The organism is Nocardia australiensis (assembly GCF_020733705.1).
Lineage (GTDB): Bacteria > Actinomycetota > Actinomycetes > Mycobacteriales > Mycobacteriaceae > Nocardia > Nocardia australiensis.
Genome location: NZ_JAJFZM010000001.1, coordinates 1,265,976 through 1,289,286 on the forward strand (window position 1 = coordinate 1,265,976; position 23,311 = coordinate 1,289,286).

Annotated in this window: 25 protein-coding genes; 14 read left to right on the top strand and 11 right to left on the bottom strand. The window is 65.2% G+C overall.

Features of this window, described 5'->3' with window-relative positions; all coding sequences use genetic code 11:
• Positions 1-10: 10 nt before the first annotated feature.
• The gene (gene macS, locus LKE06_RS05785; protein WP_227997589.1) at positions 11-1,189 is read right to left on the bottom strand and encodes a MacS family sensor histidine kinase; all 1,179 of its coding nucleotides are present in this window, start codon (positions 1,187-1,189) and stop codon (positions 11-13) included.
• Positions 1,167-2,444 carry an AI-2E family transporter gene (locus LKE06_RS05790; protein ID WP_372477284.1) on the bottom strand — a complete coding sequence of 426 codons (1,278 nt, stop codon included), beginning with the start codon at positions 2,442-2,444 and terminating at the stop codon, positions 1,167-1,169. The genes macS and LKE06_RS05790 overlap by 23 nt, the downstream gene beginning before the upstream one ends.
• A gap of 139 nt (positions 2,445-2,583) precedes the next feature.
• Between LKE06_RS05790 and LKE06_RS05795 the strand changes: the two genes are divergently transcribed.
• From LKE06_RS05795 to LKE06_RS05805, 3 genes are read left to right on the top strand one after another with little or no spacing between them, the layout of a single operon-like run.
• Entirely contained in the window at positions 2,584-4,104 is a 1,521-nt protein-coding gene (locus LKE06_RS05795) for an adenylate/guanylate cyclase domain-containing protein (RefSeq protein ID WP_227999293.1), read from the top strand.
• 4 nt (positions 4,105-4,108) lie between these two features.
• Positions 4,109-5,203, top strand: a complete 1,095-nt coding sequence (locus tag LKE06_RS05800) for a lysylphosphatidylglycerol synthase transmembrane domain-containing protein (RefSeq protein WP_227997590.1) — start codon at positions 4,109-4,111, stop codon at positions 5,201-5,203.
• 47 nt (positions 5,204-5,250) lie between these two features.
• Positions 5,251-5,622, top strand: coding sequence for a DUF3054 domain-containing protein (locus LKE06_RS05805; RefSeq protein WP_227997591.1), 372 nt, complete (start codon positions 5,251-5,253; stop codon positions 5,620-5,622).
• Positions 5,623-5,632: 10 nt separating this feature from the next.
• On the opposite strand, the gene LKE06_RS05810 is transcribed toward LKE06_RS05805, so the two are convergent.
• The gene (locus tag LKE06_RS05810; RefSeq protein WP_227997592.1) at positions 5,633-7,312 is read right to left on the bottom strand and encodes an NTF2-like N-terminal transpeptidase domain-containing protein; all 1,680 of its coding nucleotides are present in this window, start codon (positions 7,310-7,312) and stop codon (positions 5,633-5,635) included.
• Between the two features lie 394 nt (positions 7,313-7,706).
• Here LKE06_RS05810 and abmR point away from each other — a divergent pair, with 394 nt between their 5' ends.
• Both abmR and aroQ read left to right on the top strand, forming a co-directional pair.
• On the top strand, positions 7,707-8,312 hold the full coding sequence (abmR, locus tag LKE06_RS05815) for an ATP-binding transcription factor AbmR (protein ID WP_227997593.1): 606 nt from the start codon (positions 7,707-7,709) through the stop codon (positions 8,310-8,312).
• Positions 8,313-8,336: 24 nt separating this feature from the next.
• Positions 8,337-8,774: a type II 3-dehydroquinate dehydratase gene (gene aroQ, locus LKE06_RS05820; RefSeq protein WP_227997594.1), complete on the top strand. Its 438-nt coding sequence runs from the start codon at positions 8,337-8,339 to the stop codon at positions 8,772-8,774.
• 57 nt (positions 8,775-8,831) lie between these two features.
• On the opposite strand, the gene LKE06_RS05825 is transcribed toward aroQ, so the two are convergent.
• Complete coding sequence (locus LKE06_RS05825) at positions 8,832-9,278, bottom strand: nitroreductase/quinone reductase family protein (protein WP_227997595.1); 447 nt, start codon at positions 9,276-9,278, stop codon at positions 8,832-8,834.
• Positions 9,279-9,507: 229 nt separating this feature from the next.
• Here LKE06_RS05825 and LKE06_RS05830 point away from each other — a divergent pair, with 229 nt between their 5' ends.
• Positions 9,508-9,843, top strand: a complete 336-nt coding sequence (locus LKE06_RS05830) for a YnfA family protein (protein ID WP_227997596.1) — start codon at positions 9,508-9,510, stop codon at positions 9,841-9,843.
• Positions 9,844-9,992: 149 nt separating this feature from the next.
• Positions 9,993-10,412 carry a hypothetical protein gene (locus LKE06_RS05835; protein WP_227997597.1) on the top strand — a complete coding sequence of 140 codons (420 nt, stop codon included), beginning with the start codon at positions 9,993-9,995 and terminating at the stop codon, positions 10,410-10,412.
• 299 nt (positions 10,413-10,711) lie between these two features.
• Here LKE06_RS05835 and LKE06_RS05840 read toward each other — a convergent pair whose 3' ends face one another.
• Entirely contained in the window at positions 10,712-11,590 is an 879-nt protein-coding gene (locus LKE06_RS05840) for an NAD(P)-dependent oxidoreductase (RefSeq protein ID WP_227997598.1), read from the bottom strand.
• 144 nt (positions 11,591-11,734) lie between these two features.
• Here LKE06_RS05840 and LKE06_RS05845 point away from each other — a divergent pair, with 144 nt between their 5' ends.
• Positions 11,735-12,085, top strand: a complete 351-nt coding sequence (locus tag LKE06_RS05845; RefSeq protein WP_227997599.1) for a winged helix-turn-helix transcriptional regulator — start codon at positions 11,735-11,737, stop codon at positions 12,083-12,085.
• A gap of 64 nt (positions 12,086-12,149) precedes the next feature.
• Here LKE06_RS05845 and LKE06_RS05850 read toward each other — a convergent pair whose 3' ends face one another.
• Together LKE06_RS05850 and LKE06_RS05855 are read right to left on the bottom strand one after the other, a co-directional pair.
• Positions 12,150-13,265, bottom strand: a complete 1,116-nt coding sequence (locus LKE06_RS05850; protein WP_227997600.1) for a glycerate kinase — start codon at positions 13,263-13,265, stop codon at positions 12,150-12,152.
• A gap of 189 nt (positions 13,266-13,454) precedes the next feature.
• Positions 13,455-15,041, bottom strand: a complete 1,587-nt coding sequence (locus LKE06_RS05855; protein ID WP_227997601.1) for an alpha/beta hydrolase — start codon at positions 15,039-15,041, stop codon at positions 13,455-13,457.
• Between the two features lie 161 nt (positions 15,042-15,202).
• Here LKE06_RS05855 and LKE06_RS05860 point away from each other — a divergent pair, with 161 nt between their 5' ends.
• A complete protein-coding gene (locus LKE06_RS05860) occupies positions 15,203-15,514 on the top strand; it encodes a GNAT family N-acetyltransferase (protein ID WP_227997602.1) in 312 nt (103 codons plus the stop codon).
• A gap of 16 nt (positions 15,515-15,530) precedes the next feature.
• Here the strand turns inward: LKE06_RS05860 and LKE06_RS05865 are convergent, their stop codons facing one another.
• Positions 15,531-16,292 (bottom strand): lysophospholipid acyltransferase family protein, encoded by a 762-nt coding sequence (locus tag LKE06_RS05865; RefSeq protein WP_227997603.1) that lies wholly within the window; start codon positions 16,290-16,292, stop codon positions 15,531-15,533.
• 115 nt (positions 16,293-16,407) lie between these two features.
• On the opposite strand from LKE06_RS05865, the gene LKE06_RS05870 reads away from it, so the two are divergent.
• The 3 genes from LKE06_RS05870 to LKE06_RS05880 all read left to right on the top strand — a co-directional run bounded on the left by LKE06_RS05870 (position 16,408) and on the right by LKE06_RS05880 (position 18,360).
• Positions 16,408-17,052 (top strand): YqgE/AlgH family protein, encoded by a 645-nt coding sequence (locus LKE06_RS05870; protein WP_227997604.1) that lies wholly within the window; start codon positions 16,408-16,410, stop codon positions 17,050-17,052.
• 64 nt (positions 17,053-17,116) lie between these two features.
• Positions 17,117-17,650 carry a sigma-70 family RNA polymerase sigma factor gene (locus LKE06_RS05875; protein ID WP_227997605.1) on the top strand — a complete coding sequence of 178 codons (534 nt, stop codon included), beginning with the start codon at positions 17,117-17,119 and terminating at the stop codon, positions 17,648-17,650.
• Positions 17,647-18,360, top strand: coding sequence for a zf-HC2 domain-containing protein (locus LKE06_RS05880; RefSeq protein ID WP_227997606.1), 714 nt, complete (start codon positions 17,647-17,649; stop codon positions 18,358-18,360). Before LKE06_RS05875 ends, LKE06_RS05880 begins: the two co-directional genes overlap by 4 nt.
• 53 nt (positions 18,361-18,413) lie before the next feature.
• On the opposite strand, the gene LKE06_RS05885 is transcribed toward LKE06_RS05880, so the two are convergent.
• The 3 genes from LKE06_RS05885 to LKE06_RS05895 all read right to left on the bottom strand — a co-directional run bounded on the left by LKE06_RS05885 (position 18,414) and on the right by LKE06_RS05895 (position 20,799).
• The gene (locus tag LKE06_RS05885; RefSeq protein WP_227997607.1) at positions 18,414-19,184 is read right to left on the bottom strand and encodes an ABC transporter permease; all 771 of its coding nucleotides are present in this window, start codon (positions 19,182-19,184) and stop codon (positions 18,414-18,416) included.
• Complete coding sequence (locus tag LKE06_RS05890; protein WP_227997608.1) at positions 19,181-20,161, bottom strand: ATP-binding cassette domain-containing protein; 981 nt, start codon at positions 20,159-20,161, stop codon at positions 19,181-19,183. Before LKE06_RS05890 ends, LKE06_RS05885 begins: the two co-directional genes overlap by 4 nt.
• A gap of 119 nt (positions 20,162-20,280) precedes the next feature.
• On the bottom strand, positions 20,281-20,799 hold the full coding sequence (locus LKE06_RS05895) for an EXLDI protein (RefSeq protein WP_227997609.1): 519 nt from the start codon (positions 20,797-20,799) through the stop codon (positions 20,281-20,283).
• Positions 20,800-20,954: 155 nt separating this feature from the next.
• On the opposite strand from LKE06_RS05895, the gene LKE06_RS05900 reads away from it, so the two are divergent.
• Together LKE06_RS05900 and LKE06_RS05905 are read left to right on the top strand one after the other, a co-directional pair.
• Positions 20,955-22,646, top strand: a complete 1,692-nt coding sequence (locus tag LKE06_RS05900; protein WP_227997610.1) for a thiamine pyrophosphate-binding protein — start codon at positions 20,955-20,957, stop codon at positions 22,644-22,646.
• A complete protein-coding gene (locus LKE06_RS05905) occupies positions 22,643-23,305 on the top strand; it encodes an SRPBCC family protein (RefSeq protein ID WP_227997611.1) in 663 nt (220 codons plus the stop codon). Before LKE06_RS05900 ends, LKE06_RS05905 begins: the two co-directional genes overlap by 4 nt.
• The last annotated feature ends 6 nt before the right edge of the window (positions 23,306-23,311 follow it).

A 23,311-nucleotide genomic window follows, 5' to 3' on the forward strand; every position in this document is an offset into this window, starting at 1 on the left:
TCGTCGCCGGTCATGACCGGGGCACCCGGAATTCCCATTCGGTCCCGAAGCCGACGCCACCGTCGGCTTCGGTGAGTAGATCCGCGCCGCCACCGAGTGCGGCGATCCGGCCGACGATCGAGCGCGACACCCCCATGCGTCCCTCCGCCTCCGCCTCGGCCAGCCGCCCTGCCGGTATACCGACGCCGTCATCGCGCACGCTGATGATCAACTCGTCACCCGTATCTTCCAGCAGCACATAGGCTTTGGCGCCCGCACCGGCATGCAGCGCGACATTGGACAACGCTGTCGACACCGCCGCCGCGATCTCCTGCGCGGCCCACCGCCCGACCGGCACCGACTGGCCTGGCGTTGAAACGAAAACCTTCGGCGTCGCCTGCACCGTCAGCAGTGGGCGCAGATCGATATCCACACCACCGGTATCCTCGCGCACCCCCTGTTCGGACAGCAATACCCGAAGCGCCACTTCCTGTTCCCCGGCGCGGCGCGCCAATTCCTCGGTGGGGCCTCCGATTTCGCTACCCCGTCGCTTTATGTAGCTCAACACCTGCAGTACACCGTCGTGCACCTCACGTGAAAGCCGTTCTCGCTCTTGCGTCGCCGCGGTCAGTCGCACCGCGCGTTCGAGCTGCCCCTGGGCGCGCCGGGCGGTGTTCGCGGCCAGTCCGAGCGCCAAGCCGATCGAAACCAGTACCGGCATGGTGGCATCCGCCCACACGTCCTGACCCCACTGTTGGCGAACCGTCACGATCACCGCGGCGATCAACAGCCCGGAGGCTACACCGGCGATCGGCCCGCGCAGGATAGCGGCCGAAATCACCGCGTTGGCGGCCCACAGCGTGGTCGGCAGCGTCTGATGTCCGTGGTACCAGTCATAATCGGCGACCAGCCGCGTCGAGGCGATCAGCGCGATAACCACCACCTGATCGCCTACGACCACCCATGTCCGCAGTCGTGCCACATCGGGAAAATGCCACGCCGACAACATCAGCGCCGACGCCCCCGACCAAACGGCCATCAGCGCGATCAGCACCCAGCTCAACCGCTGATTCTGGTAATAGGACACCGAGGCGATCTGCTGTCCCACCGCATAGAACAGGGTGACCAACCGAAACGCCTGCGCCGCCCGCCACAGCGGTGCGGTCGCCGCGTCGGCCGAACTCAGCTCAGCCGCTGGGTGCCGTGTCATCGGAATCGTCCCGCTGATCCTGGCGCGTATCGGTTTTCGCCTGATCGATAGCCTGTGCCAGCGTCGCGGCCACATCGAACCGGCTCGGATCCGGGTTTTCGTCGGGCTCCGCCGAGAACCGTCTACCCGGCTCGACGGCCTGTAACTCTTCGAGCATTTCATCCGGACTCTCGGCGAGCAGGGATCGGATCGCGGTGTTCATCACCGCGACGAACGGTACCGCCAGCAGACCGCCCGCGATGCCGCCGACCACGAGCCCCGCGGTAATGGCCAGCACGACCGCGAGCGGATGGATGCTTACCGCGCGGCCGAGCAGCAACGGCTGCAGCACGTGACTCTCCAGCTGCATCACCGCGATGATGATGCCGAGCACGATCAGCGCGGTCACCAGGCCCTTGGTGACCATCGCGATGAAAACGGCGACGGTCCCCGCGAGGAAAGCACCGATGATCGGAATGAACGCGCTGATGAATACCAGTGAGGCCAGCGGCAGTGCCAGCGGCACACCGAGAATCGCCAATCCCGCACCGATGCCGATGGCATCCACCGCCGCGACGGCCACCGTCGCACGCACGAATCCGACCAGCGTCCCGAACCCGAGCTGCCCGGCCGTACGCACCTTCTCGCGATGCGGCGTCGGCACGACCCGGGTGACGAACTCCCAGATCTGATCGCCGCCGTAGAGGAAGAAGATGAGAATGAACAGCGTCAGGAAGGTGCCGGTGAGTATGTGCCCGATCACCGTCGCGGTGGTCAGCGCGCCACTGGTGAGGCTGTCTTGATTGGACCGGATCGCCTTGACAATGGTGTCGCCGGCATTGCGGATCTGGTCATCGCTCATGTGCGCGGGGCCATTGATGAGCCAGTCCTGAATCTGATGGATACTGTGGGTGATCTCGTCGGACAGCTGCGGCACACCATCGACGAACTGCTCGACGACAAACGTCATGATGCCCGCGACCAAACCGAGCGAGCCCGCGAGCGCGACGAAGACCCCCACCGCTCGCGGCACGCCGAGCCGTTGCATCCAATCCACCAGCGGTGTCAGTAATCCAGCCGCAAGCAGGGCGATGGCGATCGGTATCACCACGGTCGCGAGCTTCTGCACAATCACGGCCAACGCGATCACGACCGCCAAAATGACCAACAGCCGCCACGACCACTCCGCGGTCATCCGAACGAGTGGGTGCACGGCGTCCGCGGCGGAGCGGGAAGCGTTATCCTTCCGCGGAGAACTTACCTTCGGGTCGGTCACCTTCGTGAGCCTAACGGGCGCGGCGGGAGTTGGAAGGTGCGGCGGCCGTCTCATACCGACCGCGCCCCGAACATGAGCACATGATCGAAACGCTAGATTGGTGATCGTGTCAGCGCCCTTGGAAGCGGTCAAACAGACCATGCGAACGCGCTGGCCGCTGTACCTGACATCGATGCTGCTGGCCAATGCCTTCGGCGCGGTTCTGGTGTGGGCGTTCATTCAATATGGACTTCCGGTGCCGGAGGGAGGATCGGTCGGTGCCAGGCGCGCCGGCCTACTGATCCCCGGCCTGGTCTTCGTGACCGGCGGGTTGCTCAGCCTTGCCGCCTCGGCTCTGATGCTGCGCCCGGTGATGCGGTGGCAGGTGCGTGGCGGACCGCCGAGCCGCCAAGAACAGATGGCCGCGCTGCATGCCCCATTGCGGCAGGCAATAGTGCATTTGGCGTTATGGCTGGTCGGCGGCGTTGTGCTGGCCGCAACGATCATTGTCGACGCGCCCGAGCTAGCGGGCGCGGTCATCGTTACCGAATGTATGGCCGCGACGATCGTATTCGGCTTCACCTACATGCTCGGCGAACGGATTCTGCGTCCAGTGGCCGCCCAAGCGCTCACCGAGGGCACCTTCGATCACACCCTGACCCCGGGCGTCGGCACCAGAATGGGCATGACCTGGGGCATGGGCACCTTCGCGCCCACCATCGCCATCGTGCTGCTGTGCGTCACCCAGATCTCCTCAGACGTGAAATTCTCCGCGCAGTCGCTGGCCATTTCGATCCTGCTGCTGTGTGGCGTGGTGATCATGCAGGCACTCGCGCTGTCGATGCTGACGGGCTCGAGCATCTCCGATCCGGTGCGCCAGCTCAGCCAGGCCATCGACCGGGTGCAGGAAGGTGCCCGCGACGTGCAGGTCGACGTGTTCGACGGCAGCGAAATCGGGCTGCTCCAGGTCGGCTTCAACCGCATGATGGAAGAGGCGGCCAAGCGCCGCCAGCTACAGGAATTGTTCGGTCAGCATGTGGGCGAAGAGGTCGCGCAGCGGGCGCTGGACTACGGCACCGAACTCGGTGGCGAAACCCGGTTCGTCGCGGTGCTGTTCGTCGATATGGTCGGTTCCACCGCGACCGCGGCCGAGCGACCGCCGACCGAGGTGGTCAGGCTGCTCAACGAGTTCTTCCGGATCGTCGTCGACGTCATCGACCGCCATCACGGCTTCGTAAACAAGTTCGTCGGCGATGCGGCGCTGGCCATCTTCGGCGCCCCGCTCGATCGGCCCGATGCTCCGACCGCCGCACTGGCCGCGGGCCGCGAGCTGCGGGAAGCCCTGCGGGAGGTTCCCGAACTCGATATCGGCATCGGCGTATCGGCGGGCCTCGCCGTCGCCGGAAATATCGGTGCCGCAAATCGATTTGAATACACGGTCATCGGGGACCCGGTCAATGAGGCGTCCCGGCTGACCGAACTGGCCAAAGATCAACCAGGGCGGGTCCTTGCCTCCAGCAGCGCGCTGTATTTCGCCGACGAGAGTGAGCAAGACCTTTGGGAAACCGGCGACGAAGTGCAGTTGCGCGGTCGGCGCAGAAAAACATTATTGGCCTGGCCATCAGACGGCGCGGGCCCGCACGTCGATGCAGACAGCGAAACAGCCGATTCGTTAGGGTGACCTCGTGACGGCCAACGGTGAACCAGCGGGCGAGCCAGCGCCGAAGCAGTCCGTACATAAGCCACAGCGCACCAGATTCTGGTGGGTCAAATGGGTTCTCGGCGCCGCTTTGCTGGCTTTGCTGATCGGCGAAGGTTTTTACCTGTGGCCACGGCTGCACGAATCCTGGCGCAATCTCACCGAAATTCACTGGGGTTGGGTCGCGGCCTGTATTTGGATGCAGGCACTGTCGATGAGCGGATTCGCAAGGCTGCAAAAGCAGTTACTTCATGCCGGTGGTGTCGAGGTCAGTCAGCGTAAATCGGTTGCGGTTGTCTACGGCGCGACCGCGATGTCGGTGTCTTTGCCCGCGGGACAAGTATTTTCCACTACCTTCACCTATCGGCAAACCCGCCGCTGGGGGGCGAATCCGATCGTCGCGTCTTGGCAGCTGGTGATCTCCGGTGTCGTGGCCACGGCCGGACTGGCGTTGCTCGGTGTCGGCGGCGCACTGCTGGTCGGCAATCGGATCGGGCCCTTCAAGCTGATTCTCTCGCTTGTCGGGGTGGTCGCGCTGGTGTGGGCGGGCAACTACGTGTCCAACAATCCCGGTGCGATCGAAGCGGTGCTGCGCCGGGTGCTCGCGCTGATCAACCGGCTGCGCAAACGCCCCGAAGACCTTGGCATGAACAAGGTCGCCGATGTGCTGAGCCAGCTGGAGTCCGTCGATCTCGGCAAGCGCGACGGCGCCATGGTCACCGGATGGGCGCTGGTGCACCGGTTCGCCGACGTGGCCTGTCTCGGCGCGGCCTGCTACGCGGTCGGCGGCGATCCGAAGCTGGCCGGTCTGCTCATCGCCTTCACCGCGGGCAAGGCCGTCGGTTCCATACCGTTCGCCCCCGGCGGGATCGTCTATGTCGACGCGACGCTCATCTATGGCCTCACCGCGGGCGCGGGCCTGCCCGCCGCGCAGGCGGTCGCCGCCGCGTTCGTATACCGGCTGGTGAGCTTCATTCTGGTGGCGGTCATCGGCTGGATCGTCTTCGCGTTCGTATTCCGGACCCCGCAGGACGACGACGCGGAATACGAGAAGGAATTCGAGCAGCGCCGGACCCTGTAGCGGCTGTCGGCGATGGCACGGTGAACACACCGATTACGCTGGCGAGAGTGAAGAAATTGGCGCCGTTGGTGGTCGACGCACTGCTGGTGATCCTGTTTTGTGCCATAGGCAGGCGCAGCCACGACGAGGCAGTACTGACCGGCCTGTTGAAGACGTTGTGGCCCTTCGCGGTCGGTCTGGTGATCGGGTGGGTGCTGGCTGTGGTGATCGCCGACCGGCTGCGCGGCGAACAGGACGGGTTCGATGGGACCGCCGTGTGGCCGACGGGAGTTGTGGTCTGGCTCGCCACCCTGGTCGGCGGCATGCTGTTGCGAGTGATCAGCGGTCAGGGCACGGCGTTCAGTTTCTTTCTGGTGGCTGCCACAGTGCTCGCGGTGTTCCTGCTTGGCTGGCGGGCAGCGCTCAGAGCGTTGCGCTAGCCGAAGAACCTCACGCCTCGGGTGTGGCGAGGGCTTGCAGCATCCTGGCCGCCATCCGCGCGGTCGCGTCGCCGCTGTCGACGTCATTGATGTGGATCGCGAAGGCGAGATCACCCATATTCGCGATCAGCCACCCGTCGGCTCCCGCTGTCGCGGTGAATCCGGTGACGTCGCGGTAGCCGCGCACGCTGGCGAATTCCGGTCGGCCCGCGCCGTCGCGCAGCAGGCCGCGCAGCCGATCGGTCATCTCCCGGGTCAGCTGGGGCAACTGCGCGTCCGTAGTGCTCGGACGCGCGACCTCGATCATCGGCGGTGGTACCGCGCCGCGCGTAATGGCCGCCGCGGCGATCGCCATGCCGAACGGGCTGGCCAGTACAGCATCGTTGCCGCCACCCTGGCGCACCTGCTCGGCGCTGCGGCCCGCGATCGCCAACCGCCCGGTCACCTCGTCGAGCCCAGGCACCTTGAAATCGACTCCGACGCCGAGGGTCGCGGCGGCGTCGGCCGCGTCCTGCACCGAAACATCCTGTGGCGCCTTGCCCTTCGCGACCGCGGCAATGGTGCGGAAAAGTTCGATATTCCCGCCAACCGGATACAGTCCCGTGAACGCGACGGAACCGTGCTCACTGGCCTGACTGTTCTGCGCCGCCGCAACCACCGCACCGGTGGACGGTTGAATCACCACAATGGATGCCTGGGTGGCCGCGCTGACCACCGCGTCCTCGGCCGCACGCTGTAGCCGCTGGTCGATCGTCCCGGCGATATCGGGCCCTGGGGGACCCTGCTGTCCCGCGATCTGGCTGACGAACCGCCCATCGGGCTCGAAAATCTGCACACCCCAGCCGGAATGCTCGTCCTGGCTGTCCTCCTGCACCTTGCGCAGCGCGTCCAGCAGGGGCGACCACACCCGGCGATCGGCGGCGATAAGGCGCGGCTGCTTCTCCATCACAACACCCTGGATGCGGGCCATATCCGGTTCCAGGATCTCGAAATCGGGGTCGCGCAGGTTCACCGCGACGATCGGCTTCCCCTCCGAGGTGGACAACTGCTGCATCAGCGCCGGTCCGGTGATCAGCGGCGCGACCGGCTCGATGGCCTTGGCGAGCGCATCGGAGGCGGCGACCGGGTCGGACATCTTGGCGGGGTCGAGCTTGATCACGTTGATCGTCTGCTCGGTCATCAGCGGTTGGCCGGCAATATCGTTGACGCGCGGCGCGGGCGTTGCCGTGGTACGCACCAGGCGCACAGTCCGGTTGTGCTCCAGCTGCGGCATGACAATGGCGGGGTCCCAGGAAATCCGCCAGCCGATGGCCAACTTCCGAATATTGCCCTGGAGACTGTACTTCCAGTTCCGGTCGCCGCCGAAGTTCCAGGCGACATCCAGGCTGAAGATGCCGGATTCGGCGTCGAGGCCGATGAATTGGGTCTTCTCGTAGTCGACCTTGCCCGGCGCGAGCCCGGCAAACATTTGCTTCAGCGTTGCCGAGGCCGCAGTGGGGTACGACGTCAGCTGTGATGCCGCCAAATAGTCCTGGTCGTCGAGCAACTCGGTGAAGCGCTCGACTACACCCTCGGCCTCACTGCCGCGCTGGTGGGATACGCACGATCCCATCGCGATAGCCAGCGCCGCCACCGCCGCGAGTGCGATTGCGCTGCGGACGCGAAAGCGGCGGGATCCCCACACATCCATGTCGCCCACTCTTCACTCTTGTCACTCCAGTAACAAGACCACCGTACCTGAATGTACTTACCCGCAACGCCCCCGTGACCGAGGACGATACCCACGCTCAGCATCTCAATTGTGCCCGAAACCTCGCATCCTGGGGGTCAATCAAGAACGCTGCGCAGTCACAAGGCGGCAACGGCCGCCGCTACCGTACCGGCCGGAACGGGAAGTTGGGCGATAACGGCCAACTTCGGCGTTTCGGAGCCAGACAAGCCTATCGACCAGCAGATCGGTCTCGCACAGGTACCCGGACAACCCGGCATGAACCCGTTCGCGCAGAGCGGAACCGTAGCAGCCTATTGCGACGTAATCTTGTAATCATAGCAATCAGCGCGGCACAGTAAGTAGGTGATTCCCAATGAGGCATGAACATCGGGGACGCGGTTTCGGACGACCGGGCGGCTGGCAGCAGGCCGATTTACCTGATCCCGCGGATGTCCCCGACTGGTTCGCCGGACGGTTGCCAAGCGACTGGTTCACCGGCGCTCCCGTGATCGAAATCGATCGGGACGAGATTGTGGTTATCGGCGAACTACCGATCCCGCAACCGGAAAAGTCGGCCGGATCCGAGGACGAGGCCGGCGCGCAGGCCCCCGCCGAGATCCCGAACGCGACGAAGGAGGGAGCGGTCGCCCGATTTCGCGAATCGACCCGCCCCGCTCGTATGCAGATCGCGGGCGAGGCGCAGCGGCGCTATGGGCGCAATGTCGCCTGGGGCGTATCGGTGGATGGTCAGCGCGTCATGTTCACCCATCTAGCGGTTCCCGTGATGACGCGACTGCGGCAGCCCGAACGCAAGGTACTCGACACGCTTGTCGACTCCGGCGTGGCTCGCTCACGCGCCGACGCACTGGCGTGGACGGTGAAACTCGCGGGCAAGCACGCGGAATCGTGGTTGGAAGAACTGCGTACCGCGATGCGCAAGGTAGACGACTTGCGTTCGGAAGGACCTAACGGCCTCTGATGGCTTCGGGCTAAGGTTGCCCACATGTCGACACCCGGTCCGATCCTGGTTCTCAACGGCCCGAACTTGAACATGCTCGGCATCCGTCAGCCCGAGATCTACGGATCGGCGACGCTCGACGACGTCGTCGAGCTGTGTAGGCAGACCGCCGCCCGGCACGGCCGCGAGATCGTCGCTTTCCAGTCGAATTCCGAGGGGACGCTGATCGATCGGATCCACCGGGCGCGCGGCGTCGAATCGGGCATTGTCATCAATCCCGGTGGACTCACCCACACCTCGGTGGCGCTGCGGGACGCGCTGGTAATTCCCGAGGTTCCGATTGTGGAGGTGCACATGAGCAATGTGCACGCCCGCGAGGAGTTCCGGCACCACTCCTACATCTCGCCGATCGCTACCGCGGTCGTCGCCGGCATGGGCGTCTACGGCTACGGCGCCGCCATCGAATTCCTTATCCACGGCTGATACTCGGGTCGGCCGAATACTCCACAGGTGCCCGCACCGGGTGCGGACACCTGTGGATCAAACGAGACGGAACACGGGGAAGCCGGGGGCGATCGCGGCGAGCTCGTCGTCGGTGGCGTCCTTGGTGACGCCTTCGAAGAACTTGCCGACCTCCCAGCCCCAACGCCGCAGGTAGAGACGCAGCAGCGGAACCTTGTCCGCGTCGGCGACCTCGGCGACGGTGAACTTCTCGACCCTGCGCCCCAGCCGCAACTCCCCCGTACCCGCCACGCGCAGGTTGCGCACCCATTGGGTGTGCCCGCGCGGAGCGACCAGATAGCGCGAACCATCCACATCCGTCAACAGGTTGACAATCGTGGTCCGCCATTCGCCGCTCTTACGACCTCGAACCGCGAGCAGCCGCGCCCCCATCACGCTGATCCCGAGCCGCGGCAGCGAGTTGAAGACCTTATTCATGATCGAACCCAGGCCGGTCGGACGGATGTAGCGAGTGCTGGCGTTCATGATGACTCCCATTTGTGAGCAGTGCTCTCTGTTGAGAACAAGTGTCACACCGTCCCGCCGACAAGTCAAGAGCAGTGCTCTCTAAATCCTCGATCGGTCCGGCATATCGGCCCACCGCCCGCCGTAACCCCTGACCAGCCTCGGTATTCTGACCGCTCACCAGAATTCGAGGAGCGGCATTGTTCACGGTCAACGAGTACTTTGACGGCAACGTCACCTCGATTGCGGCATGACCGCGCTGCGTTCGATACTGCTGTTCGCGCTCGCCGCGGTCGCCGAAATCGGCGGTGCGTGGCTGGTCTGGCAGGGTGTTCGCGAACATCGCGGGTGGGTGTGGATCGGCGCGGGCGTGATCGCGCTCGGGTTCTATGGGTTCGTGGCCACGCTGCAACCCGACGCCGACTTCGGTCGCATACTGGCCGCCTATGGCGGTGTCTTCGTCGCGGGCTCACTGGCCTGGGGCATGGTCCTCGACGGCTACCGACCGGACCGGTGGGACATCACGGGCGCATCGATCTGCCTACTCGGGGTCGCCGTCATCATGTACGCGCCGCGCATGAGCTGAATCGGCTGCGCGACGTGCGAGGATGCTGAGAGATTGTGCGGCATCGCAACATGCCCGATCGTCGATCGCGTTGGTGACACGAAAACGAACCGCACGCCCGCCTCGACATACGGCTGAATCCGACGAACTGATCGAAAGGACCCAAACTCTTGAAGCTTGGTATTTTCGCCGCCGGCATCACACTCGCCGCAGCCGCCATCTCCGTCGTCCCCGCCGTCGCCTCCGCCGATGCCCCGGAATTCCCCCGCAACGGCATCATCCCGCCGGGCACCTACCAGGTCAGCCGGAGCCCATCGAACATCGTCGGCTCCCCCATCGAGAACTGCGACCTGCAAGTTTTCGTCGACGGCAACACGGTGGTACTGGTCTGCGGTCAATCCAGCCGCACCGGTCGGCAGGCTCCGGTCGGCCCGGACGAGACCTATATCGCCTTCGACGGCCTCCCCATCGGCATCGACCTGCGCGACATCGACCCCCGCCAGGGCCTGTGGACCGGAACAGCCAACATCACCGGCACCTCCATCATCGCCCCATATCCACTGGCCGGCGTCTCCCTGATTCGCCGCTGAACCCGAGACACCGCCTGGCACGGCCGGTTCGAGCGGGTGCCGGTCAGACATGGACCCAGTTCGAATGGCTGAGCATAAGGGGCGCAATCACTGAGCCGGTTCCGGCGGAGCCTCGCCCGCCCCGAGCAGGGTTTTGAGGTTCGAGGTGTGCACTATCAGAGGATCGGATATCTGGTTTCGACTACTCCGTTCCCGCGACTCGGTTTGTGCGCCGAATCAGCTTGACCAACAGCTGAATTGGGCTCACACCGCCGTACCCGCCACGACATTCCGCGCGGATACGGCGGCGTTGGCCACGGTCAGGATTTTTCGCCGCGAATGATTTCGCGGGTGGATACCACCCTGCCTGCCTGCTCACTGGCGGCAATGGCCTTGCGCCAGAATGCTTGTGCGGTATGCGAGATCGTCGCGTCGACGCCGACCTCCTCGCTGGCGTCGATGACGTGCTGCACGCCGGCGTCCATCATGATCAAGCTGGCCAGGTCGAGCCAGGCCTTCTTTTTGGCGGCGGTGGACTCGGCCATGAAGTACGGGAACGCCGCGTTGGAGCGCACCGCGAATGGGATGAATCGGTCGATATCGTGGCCGGAGCGTTCGATGACGGCGATCGCCTGTTCGAAACCGATCAGCCAGGGATGCATGATGGTCAGCAGTGCCTGGTAGTAGATCTGGGCCAGACCGTCATCCGCGCCGAGGTACTCCTGGGGGCTCAGCGGACGCAGGAGTTCGGCATGCGCGTCGAAGACCTCGCGCGGGCCGCTGTAGAAGATGTAGGACGCGGGGTGGACGAGATTGTCGCCCGCCGACATGACGCCGCCCGAAATAAATTGCGCGCCATGCGAACGCACCCACCCAGCACCCACGCGAGTCTTCTCGGGCGAATCCGATGAGAGGTTGGCGATCACCTTGCCCGTCAGGTGATCGGCGGCCTGACCGAGCACGTCGTACATAGCGGCGTAGTGGGTGAGGCTGAGTACTGTCACCTCATTGGCGTCCAGCGCGGCAGCGACGGTTTCGGCGCGCTTGGCGCCGAGCTCGACCATGGCGTCGATCTTGGCGGTGCTGCGATTCCACACGGTCACCTCGAAGCCCGCCGCGAGGAAGGCCCGCACCATCGCCTGCCCCATCGGCCCCAGACCGATCACGGAAACGGAACGGGTGGTGTGCTGCTCGGACATTATGTGCCCCTTCGAATCTCGACTGAATGCTGGTCGGCGCCGGGTTCCATGGTCGTTGCCGCAGGTAATCTCGGGAAGACCGAACGTTCGGGTGGGGCTGCTTACCTCGAGGTTCGAAATAACGTCAGAAGGAGTGCGGCGGACATGAGTAGTGACATAGATCACGAGGTATGCGGAATGTCCCTCGCGATCGATGTGGTCGGCGGCAAGTGGAGACTGCACCTGATGTGGGTCCTGGGTGACGGGCCGAAGCGTTTCGGTGAGATACGTCGCCTACTGGAGGGCGTCAGCGAGAAGGTGCTCGCGGAGAACCTCCGTCACCTCGAGGCCGGCGGTGTGGTCGTGCGCGAGGTCTTCGCCGAAGTTCCGCCACGCGTCGAATACTCGCTGACCGCGTTGGGCGAAGACCTCAATGTCGCCCTGCGCCCATTGGAACTCTGGGGCGACAGGCACCGCGACCAACTCCACGAGAACCTTTGCGCCTCCGCGAGCTGACAGTCGGCCAGTTTCACACGGATGGCGATCGGTGTTCGCCCGCGCCGACAGTCGCACCGCATCGTCAGTGCAGGACCGTCGCGACCTGGGCGCCGATGCGCTCCAGCAGGTTGGCGGCATCGGCTATCGAGCGGTCCGGGTCGGGTTGCAGGGCGGTCAGGGAGTAGCAGGCGGTGAAGCCCGCTGCGCGGATGTCGGCTGGGGTGAGCGTTGTGCGGCCCACGACAGCGATCGTCGGGACGCCCGCCTCGCGTGCGGCCTCGCAGACGCCGATCGGGGCCTTGCCGTGCAGGCTTTGGGAGTCCAGCGAGCCTTCGCCGGTGACCACCAGGGACACACCATCGAGCAGGGCGGGGAAGTCGAGCAGAGCGAGCACCTCTTCGATGCCGCTGCGCACGTGCGCGCCGAGGACCGCGAGTGCCCCGAAGCCGGTTCCGCCCGCGGCGCCGGCACCCGCCCGATCCGCGAACTCCGGACCAACGATCCGCGCCCAATTCGCCAGTGCCGCTTCCAGAATCGGCAGATCGCCAGGATGAGCACCCTTCTGCGGCGCGTACACGGCGACCGCGCCCACCGGGCCGAGCAGCGGATTGTCGACATCGCAGGCCAGCGTGAACTCGGCGGTCGCGATACCTGGATGCAGGCCGGCCCGCTCGAATGTCCTCGCATGTGCCAAAGCTCCACCACCAGTGGATATTTCGCGGCCATCCTGGTCGAGAATGCGGGCGCCGAGGGCACGTAACATGCCGGCGCCGCCATCCGTGGACGCGCTACCACCGAGACCGAGGACGATATTCGTAGCGCCACGATCGAGGGCGTGCGCAATAACGACACCGAGCCCCTCGGTGCTTGCGCCAAGCGGATTCGGCACCGCGCCAGGCAGTTTCACGAATCCGACCACAGCGGCCAGCTCGATCACCGCGGTTTTCGCGCGCACCGCATAGGCGGCCGACACCGGTTGCCCGGTAGGACCGGGAGCGATCACCTCCACACGCTCCCACCCGGCGGCGAGGAACGCATCGACGGTGCCGTCTCCACCGTCGGCGACCGGCACCCGCCTGATATCGGCCTCCGGCACTATCCGCGCGATGCCGACAGCCAACGCCGCCGCCACCTGGGGCGCGCTCAGCGATCCTTTGAACTTGTCCGGAGCAAGCAACACCTTGGGCACGGACGTCATCCCCACATTGTCGGGGGTCGTCACGTCAGCCGCATATCCACCGGTCGCCTTCGCCGACCGGTGCATGAGGGCGGGCAGCAGCGCCACCGCTGGCGCACTTCATGTAGTCCGGAAGCAGTGCTACTCGAAGTGCGCAGCCGGTGTTGGCCGCACGGCGACACCGTCATCGGGTGCGGTATCCGCAGCAGGTCACCTGGCGGGTAGCGGGGCCTGTTCGGCTTCGCTGATTGTTACCTGGCCGGTGCTCAGGTAATTCATCACCGCATCGTCGAGTGCGGTATTGCCGCGACCGAAGGTGCCGTGGTCGCCGCCTTCTACCGTGATCAGGGAACCGCCGAGGGCGTGCGCCATCGCGGGGCCGCCCTCGTACTTGGTCAGCGCGTCGTGGCGGCTCTGCAACAGCAGCGGCGGTGTGGACAGATCGCCTCCGGTGATCGGTACCGGCTTGACCACCGGACGCCATGCGCCACAGGTCATTCCGGAGCGGACCAGATCAGCGCGCGCATCCAAGGCATTGCCACCGGAGGCGATGGTGCTCACCGCGGCGCCGAGCATTTCGGGCCTGCCGACAACCGCGTTCTCGTTGCAGGTGATGGCGGCGAAGACGAACTGTCCGGTCGGGTCGGTGCTGGTAGCACCCTCGATGGCGTGCAGGCGCTGCACATTCGCCGGATCGGCGTTCGCCTCGGCCATCGCCTTCGCGAAGACCGGCCAGTAGGTCCGGGTGTAAGTGGCCACCGCGGTCGCGCCAACCAGCGGAACCTGCGCGGACGCGCCACCGGAAATCAAGGTGCGCAATAGGTTCTGTACCTTGCCGGTCTGCTCTACGCCGCCGTTGAAACCGTCTCGGGCGATCTCGGCGAGCGGGTCGGGCAGGGGGCCTGGCAGGTCGGAGAAGCTCGCGGGCGGCGGAGTGAGGTTGGCGTACCAGCCACCGCCCTGAGCGGCGACCAGCCGTGCCCAGTTCTGGTAGACCTGCAAGGCAGTATCCCCGAGCCGGTATTCGCTGCTGTGTTCGGCGATCCACGCGAACAGGTCGTCGAGTCGCTGCTTGCCCGCGACCTGCTGCTGGGCGAATTCCTCGGTCCACACCCAATCCGGGTTGACGTTGGAGTCAAGCACCATGCGATCAACCCGGGTGGGGAACAGCGACGCGTACACCGCGCCGAGGTATGTGCCGTAGGAGGTGCCGAGGTAGCCGATGCGGTCGACACCGAGCGCTTCGCGCACCGCGTCCAGGTCGCGGGCCGTGGTCTCGGTGGTGATGGTGTCGAGGTAGCCGGGTTGGGCTGTGTCGCATGCCTTTTTGATGTCGCCGCGACTGCCACTGCCGAGCGAAACCTGCTCGCTGTCAGACGAATTCGGGTCCGCACCACAGGTCAGTGGTGTCGCCCACCGCAAACCGCGCGGCTGCACCCCGATCCGGTCGTAGTTGGCGTCGAGTTCGGCTGGCAGCGTGCCGATCCGGCTGGCCCAATAGTCCAATGTGTCCGCCCCGGGCCCGCCCGGATTGGCGAAGATGACGCCGCGGCGATCGCCGGTCGCGGCGATCCGGCTGACGGTCAGGTCGATGCGCGGGCCGTCGGGATCGGCGTAGTTCATCGGCACCGAGACCACCGCGCACCGCACTGCGCGATCGGCCGTGACCGAACCCTGTGGGCAGGCGCCGAAACTCGCGATGGGCTCGGCGTCCGCGAGACCAGTCGCGATCGATCCACTCAGCAGGCTCGCCGCGGCCAGGGCGGCCGCGATCCGCGAAATGCGCAGTGTCCTCATCATTGTTCGTACCTCCGCCGGTCGCGGGTGCTGTCGAAGCGGACGGCGCGACCAAGAGCATTCTGTTCGGCCGGGCAGGGCTAGACAAGTCGAGTGGGCGATTTCGCCGAGTTTGTGTCGCGGTGCATAAGGAAACCCGCGCGCCAGAGTAACGTCGAACCATGTCGACTGAGGTCCGCAAGAACACGACACTGGAACGTTTCGAGATCTACGTCGACGGCGCGATCGCTGGCTACGCCGAATGTCAGGACACCGCGACCGAGCGCGCCTTCGTGCACACCGAGATCTATCCGCGCCACAAGGGCCAGGGGTACGGCCGGGTGCTGCTCGAGTCGGCGCTCAACAGCACCCGCACCGAAGGCTTCGGGGTTCTTCCGATGTGCCCGATGGTGCGTCATTTCATCGAAACCCGGACCGAATACATCGCGATGGTGCCACAGTGGGCGCGCGAACGGCTCGGGCTACCTCAGTAGCAGCGCGGCAGTCGAATCAGTACGCGGCGACGGCGCCGTCGAGGGCTCGCTGCAGATCTGTACGGACGATCCGGGCGATTTCGGCAGGGCGGTTCGGCAGATCGGTGATCGGCGTGCCGAGGTAGAAGCTGGCTCCTATGGCCTCCTGCTTGGTCACCGGGATCGCCGAATCGGGGCGCGGGCCATAGCTCAGGCCCATGCTGACAAGTGCGGGCACGACACCCAGCTTCATGGCCCGGGAGGCGATATGCCCGATCCCGCTGCCGACGGCCTGCACCTGGGTCTGGTCGACGTCGTTGCAGGTGCCCTCGGGGAAGACCGCGATGCAGTCGCCATCGGCCATTCGTTCGGCGCAAATTTCCATCATGCGCTGAGCGGCCGCGTTCACCGCGCGCAAGCCGTGATCACGGCCGCGGAATACCGGAACCCCACCCATCATATCGACCTTGCGGCGCTGCACGGGATCGATGAACAGCTCGTCCTTCGCCAACACCCGCACCCGGCCGATCACCCGGCGTAGCCCGCTGCGCCAGGCCGCCGCGGAGACGGTGTAGGGATCGGATTCGGAAAGATGGTTGATCGAGATAAGCATCGGTCTGCCCTGGGCGATCAGCTGGTGTAATTGCTCGCGCGCCCCGTCGGCATAGCCGATCCGTGGATGGTATCGACGCCCGAGTATCGCGTAGGCAGCCCATGCTTTGAGCCGGTTCTGGCGGTGATCGCGGTAGAAATCGTAGACTGCGTCCGCGTTGTCGAGAAGAACCTCGGGCCGTTCCATGTGCCAACTCTAACCGGCGTGTCCGCGACCTCCGTGGCTTGCGTCGGCAGCCGCGTATCCGAATCCGTCGCCCTCTTGGCCGACGAACGGCCCGCGCCAGTGCGATGATGTCGGGGTGGCACGTGCAGATGACCCGGATGAGCGGCAGACTCGCGGCGGGCACAGCGACCGGCGGCGGCGCGATTCCCGGCACGGCGAGCAGGCGGTGCGCGCGGGCACCCTGCTGGTGTCCTCGACCGAGCTCGTCGAACCTACCTTCCGGCGCACCGTCGTCTACATCATCGAACACAACGAGGCGGGTAGTCTGGGTGTAGTGCTCAACCGTCCGAGCGATACCTCGGTGCACGATGTGCTGCCCAAATGGACCGAAGCCGCCGCGGCGCCACGCACCCTGTTCATCGGCGGCCCGGTCAAACGGGACGCCGCATTGTGTCTGGGCACACTGCGCGTCGGTGCCTCGATCGACGGAGTATCGGGCCTGCGTCGCATCGACGGCCGGGTGGTGCTTGTCGATCTCGACGCCGAACCGGACAAGGTCGGCCCGCTGATCGAGGGCATCCGGATTTTCGCGGGCTACGCTGGCTGGACCTTCGGCCAACTGGAGGGTGAGCTACAGAACGAGGACTGGATCGTGCTGTCGGCATTGCCGTCGGATCCGATCAGCAGCGGGCGCCCCGATCTGTGGGCGCATGTGCTGCGCCGTCAGCCATTGCCGCTGTCGCTGCTGGCCACACACCCGATTGAACTAGAACGCAACTGACAACGTGGTTCGGCATGAAGGAGTAAAGACCTACATGCGACGAAAAAGTTGAGTCGGCGGGTACATGGGTAACCCGCCGGGCCCGCCTGGCGAACACGCCCAGGACGAATTGTTGCGCGCGCTCTACGAGGAACACGCGCCGGCACTGTGGCGCTACACGCTCGGCTTCGTTCACGATCCCGGCCGAGCTGAGGACATTGTGCAGGAGACGTTGTTGCGGGCGTGGCAGCGCCCGAACGTGCTCGATCAGTCGACGATGTCGGCGCGAGCGTGGTTGTTCACGGTGGCCAGGCATCTGGCCGTGGACGAGCACCGCAGCGCGCGCAGCAGGCGCGAGTTCGGCACCGACAACCCCCCGGAGCAAGCCATCCCGGATCAGGCCGACCGGACGCTGGACGGTTGGCTGGTGGCGGACGCGTTGAGCAAGCTCAGCAGCGATCATCGGGAGGTGATCGTGCGCGCCTACTACCGAGGACTTTCTACGCACCAGATCGCCACGGACCTCGACGTTCCGGCGGGAACGGTGAAATCCCGTATGCACTACGGTATGCGGGCCCTACGGCTGGCACTACAGGAGATGGGGGTGACGAGCCAATGACGGATGTTGACGACGACTACGCCACCTGGGACGCCCCTTACGTGCTCGGCTCCCTGACCCGTACCGAGCGGCGGGAGTATGAGGATCATTTGGCCGGATGCCCGGCGTGCCAGGCGGCGGTGGCCGATCTCACCGGGTTGCCCGGCCTGCTCGGCCTGGTCGACACCGACGCGGCACTGACGATGATCACCGTGCCGGAAAGCCCGGTGACACAAGCGCATCCGCCGCTACCCGAACTGCTGCCCCAGCTCGCGGATACCGCGCGACGTCAGCGCACGCGGAGCCGGTGGGTGTCGGTCGGCGCCGCGGTGGCCGCGGCCGCCGCGGCGGTGGCGATCGCGATTCCGGTCATCGGTTCGATGCACACCTCGACTGAAACGACCACCTCGGCGGAGGTTTTCGCCGAACGCACGATGCAACCGTTGGAGCCGACTCCGGTCACGGCGGACGTGAAGCTCATTCGGGCCGATGACCGTACCCGCGTCGTGATGACGTGCAGTTACGGACCGACCAAACAGGCATACACCTGGACCTACCAACTGGTCGTCCAGCGCACCGACGGCCAGCAGGCCCTGCTTGGTCAGTGGCCCGCCGGACCCGGCACCGAGTTGACCATCGATCGGACGGTCGACGCGGCACCCGATCAGATCCACAGTGTCGAAATCCGTTCCGTAACAACGGGTAAGACGATCCTCGTCGGCACGATCTGAGCACGAGACGATCCCCCGGCCGGGGCGGCGGGGGATCGTTCATCGACGGGAACTCAGCGCGTTTGCTTGCGGAAGATCGACGTCGACCAGAAATATCCGACCGCAGCGAGCCCGACACACCAGGCGATGGAAATGATGCCGTTGTTGCCGATTTCGGTGCCCATGAGCAATCCGCGAATGGTCTCGGTCAGCGGCGTGAACGGCTGATACTCGGCGAACTGCCGCAGCCCGACCGGCATGGTGTCGGTGCCGACCAGTCCGCTGCCGAGGAACGGCAGCATGATCAGCGGGAACGGCATATTGCTCGCGCTCTCGGGATTCGGTGCGATCAAACCCATGCCGACCGCGAGCCAGGTGAGCGCGAAGACCAGCATGGCCAGCAGCCCGAACGCCGCGACCCACTCGACGATATTCGCCGAGGGCCGGAACCCGATGAGCAGTGCGACAACGACCATCGCGGCGATGCCGAGCATGGCCTGGATCAGCGCGCCGACCACATGACCTGTCAGCATCGACGATTGCGAAATCGCCATGGTGCGAAAGCGATTGACGATGCCCTTGGTGGTGTCGGTCGCGATGGACACCGCCACCGAGGCCGTAATATACGCCGGGATCATCAGCAACATGCCTGGCGTCAGATAGTCGATATAGTTGCCGCCCGACGACTTCTCCAGTGCGCCACCGAATACGAAGTTGAAGGTCAGCAGCAGCACAATCGGCATGAGGACGACACCGAAGGTCATGCTCGGGTATCGCTTGGCGTGCAACAGGTTACGTCGCAGCATTGTCGCCGAGTCGGCCATTGCGTAGGTCATCGTCGTCATCGTGCGACCGCCTTTTCCATGGTGGACGCTCCGGTGAGGGTGAGGAATACGTCGTCGAGGGTGGGGGTGTGCACCGAGAGCCCGGAGACCTCGATCTGTTCGTAATCGAGCCGGTCCAGCACCGCGCGCAGCGACGTGACGCCGCCGTCACTGGGAACCGCGAGGGTGAATTCCGCCTCGCCCGCATCGTCTACCGTCCGCGCGTCGAGACCATCCAGCGCCGTCGAGGCGGCATCACGGCCGCGCCGGTCGGCGAACTGCAGCCGGATGTGCCCGCCGGGCACGCGTCGCTTCAGCTCGCCGGCGGTGCCTTCGGCCACGATGCGGCCGTGGTCGAGCACTGCGATCCGGTCGGCCAGCTGATCGGCTTCCTCCAGGTACTGCGTGGTGAGGAATACGGTCACGTTGTAGTCCTCGACCAACCCGCGAATGATGTCCCAGATGGCCCGCCTGCTGCGCGGGTCGAGGCCGGTGGTCGGTTCGTCGAGGAAGATGATGCGCGGATCGCCGACCAGCGTCATCGCAAGGTCGAGGCGGCGGACCATACCGCCGGAGTAGGTGGACGCGGTTTTGTCGGCCGCGTCGACCAGGTCGAAGCGCTCCAGCAGGTCCGCGGCGAGGCGCTTGCTGTCGCGGCGCGGCAGATGGTGCAGATCGCCCATCAGGATCAGGTTCTCCCGGCCGGTCAGCAGGTCGTCGACGGCGGAGAACTGTCCGGTGACCCCGATGGCGCCGCGTACCGCGTCGGGATGGGTCGCCGGACTGTGCCCGTCGACCAGGATCTCGCCACCATCGGGGTGCATGAGCGTGGTGAGGATCTGCACCGTGGTGGTCTTGCCCGCCCCGTTGGGGCCGAGCATCGAATACACCGTGCCCTCGGAGACCGAAATGTCGATGCCGTCGAGCACCACTTGGTCTCCGAACGATTTACGGAGGCCCGTTGCCGAAATGGCCGGCCCGCGCTGACCGTTGTCCATCGATTTGCCTTTCATTAGATAGTGCGAATGAATGCATGAGTTACCCGCACCGCCACCGAGGTCGGTGCGGCGAGTTCTATTGAGCGAGTTACATTCGGTTGCCCGGGAGCGAGATTCGACTAGATGTCGAGCTCCTCCACCGGCGGGCGGTCCGCGATCTGAGCCACCCGGTCATAGAGCTTGTCCGGAATCTTCCCCTTCAGTTCGCCGAGCGAATCGACCACTTCATAGATGAAGTCGCCCCAGTCCTGATCACCGACGCCGAGCATGCGCCGCCAGTTCGTCAGATCCTTGAGCCAGTTGGAGTTGGACTGCGGGTATTCGTCCCAGTTCGAGTACTGGGCGTGCATAACGAACTTGCCTTTGCGGCTGCGATACACCTGAACATGCTCGAAGCGTTCATCGTTCATATCCCGAATCTCGCCGAGCAGGGCGCCGGAGAAACGGACCTGACGCACGCCGTTGTGGCCGACCCGAAGCACCACCTCGTCGTAGCCTTCCAGCCTGCCCTCCTCCAGTTCGATGAACCGCCGCAGCGCGGTAGTCACCGCCCCCGACAGATTGCCGCCGACTAGTTCCTGCGCGCGCTGGAACAGCGCCATGTCGTCGTCGGCAACGTAGATCGTCTTGTTGGGCATGATTCGACTATACGTAGATGTATACGTACACGCAAGACCTGGGCTCGAGAACCAGCATTGAACCGCTCGGCGGCCCGGCCCGTAGTTCACGGAGTACGCGATGCGCGACCGCTCGGGTGGCCGCACGCGGCCGGCCGCAGGGAGAAGGAGTGCCGATGCCGAACAGGGTGGCGGATTATCTGGTACGAGCGGTTTCGACGCAGGGTGTTCGACACATCTTCGGCGTAGACGGCGCGAACATCGAGGACCTCTACGACGCCATCTTCGACGCGCGGGTCGACATCACCGGCGTCGTCGCCAAGCACGAATTCTCCGCGGCCACCATGGCTGACGGATACGCCCGTTCCACCAGCGGGCTCGGTGTCGTATGCGCCACCTCGGGGGGCGGGACCATGAATCTCGTTGCCGGACTGGCCGAATCATTCGCATCGCGAGTTCCGGTGCTAGCCCTGATCGGGCAGCCGCCGACCGTGCTCGAGGGCCGCGGCGCCTTCCAGGACACCAGCGGCCAGCCGGGCACCATCGACGCGGTCGCGCTGCTGAGCCAGATCAGTCGCTACTGCGCGCGCGTCGAGTCCGGCGCCGAACTGCCCGATCAGCTGGTCAGGGCCGTCGCCGCCGCGCGCGGCGGCGGCCCGGCGGTGCTGCTGTTGCCCAAGGATGTGCAACAGTCCGAACTGACGGAGGTCGCGCCGCCGCGCTGGAGGCCCGCCGTCCACCGCGATGACGAGAGCGCGCTCGCGGCGGTCCGCGGCGCGCTGCGCACGGCGCGGCGTACCGGCAAGATCGTGATCCTCGCCGGTGATCAGGTAGCCCGCGACAATGCGCGCGGCGAATTATCTTGGCTGGCAACTACATTGGATGCACTCGTCGGCGTCGCACCAGACGCGAAGGACGTCTACGACAATGCCGACGCCGGGTTCTGCGGGGTCGCGGGGACCATGGGACATCAGGAACTCGGCGAGGCCATTCGTTCGGCGGCACTGTGCCTGATCGTCGGCACCCCGATGCCGATCACCGCACGAACCGGACTGGAGGAATTGCTGGGCAACCGCGTCGTCGCGAGTATCGGGGCCACCGCGCCCCATGTGTCCGCGATCCACGCCACCAGCACGAATCTGGCGTTGACGCTGTCCGAGCTTGCGGACGTATTCGCCGGTGCCGCACCGTCATCGTCTCGGGAGTCGCCCGCCTCGAATCCGCTGACACCGCTGGAGGTTCCGGAATCGGCAGGCCCCGGCCTGCGCTACCGGGAACTGGTCGAGGCAATCGGCGCGGCACTACCCGAAGGCACCGATGTCTTCGCTGACGCGGGCAATACCGGTGCCGCGGTGGTGCACCATCTGCGCGTGCCCAGCGGTGGCCGGTTCGTCGCCGCACTCGGCATGGGCGGCATGGGTTATGCGTTCGGTGCGGGTATCGGGTCGGCCTTCGCCCGCCACCGCGGACCCACCGGGTCGCGCCACACCGTGGTCATCGCGGGAGACGGCGCGTTCTTCATGCACGGCATGGAATTACACACCGCCATCGAGCACGAACTGCCGATCACGTTCATCGTCCTCAACAACAACGCGCACGCCATGTGCCTCACCCGCGAGCAGCTCTACTACCGAGATCGCCACAGCTTCAACAGGTTTCGACCCGCACATCTCGGTGCTGGTATCGACGCCATGTTCCCGGACCTGCCCACTCACTCGGTGCGTTCGCGGCACGAGCTCACCGCCGCGCTGGGTACGTGCCTCGAATCCAAAGGCCCGTCATTCATTTCGATCGATTGCGACCCCGACGAAGTTCCACCCTTCATACCGTTCTTGTCGACGTTGGAAGCCTCCAGGAGAACACCATGACCACCACCAGCCCCCTGCCCGCACTCAGCGATATACCGGCGGACGTCGTCCCCGCCGTGCTGCGAATCGAGAACTCCGACAAGGACGCCACCATGCCGGTCATCATGGATATGTTGCGGTCGGTGTACCCGCACGATCAGATCTTCGGTGAATACTGTCCGGTTCAGGCGTATATCGCCGCTCCACCGCAGCAGGTGTTCGAATACCTGGCCGACACTAGGTCACTGGAGGAATGGACCTACAGCCTGCGGGGTTTCACCGAAACCGAGGAACCCGGCCTATGGCTGGCCTATGACCGGCTCGGCTACGCCACCAAGATCTTCACTCGCACGGTGGCACACCGCGAGGGCATGACCGTCGACTATCACTGTGCCTGGGATCAGGCACAACACCTGTGGATGATCTACCTACTCCGGGTTGTCGATGCGCAGCAGGTGTTCAATAAGCCGGGTTCGGTAGTGCTGTGGGTCAACTGCAAACACCCTTTCTACGACGAGAATCCCTATCCCGAGACCACCCCCGCGAAACGGCCGGTGTGGGTGGGCGACTTCTGGGAGATGTTCTCCGCCGGACATCAATTGGAAATGGACAACCTCAAGGCGATCTGCGAATACCGCGCGGCACATGGTCTGCCGATCAAACCCGACTGGATGAAGTGAGGCACC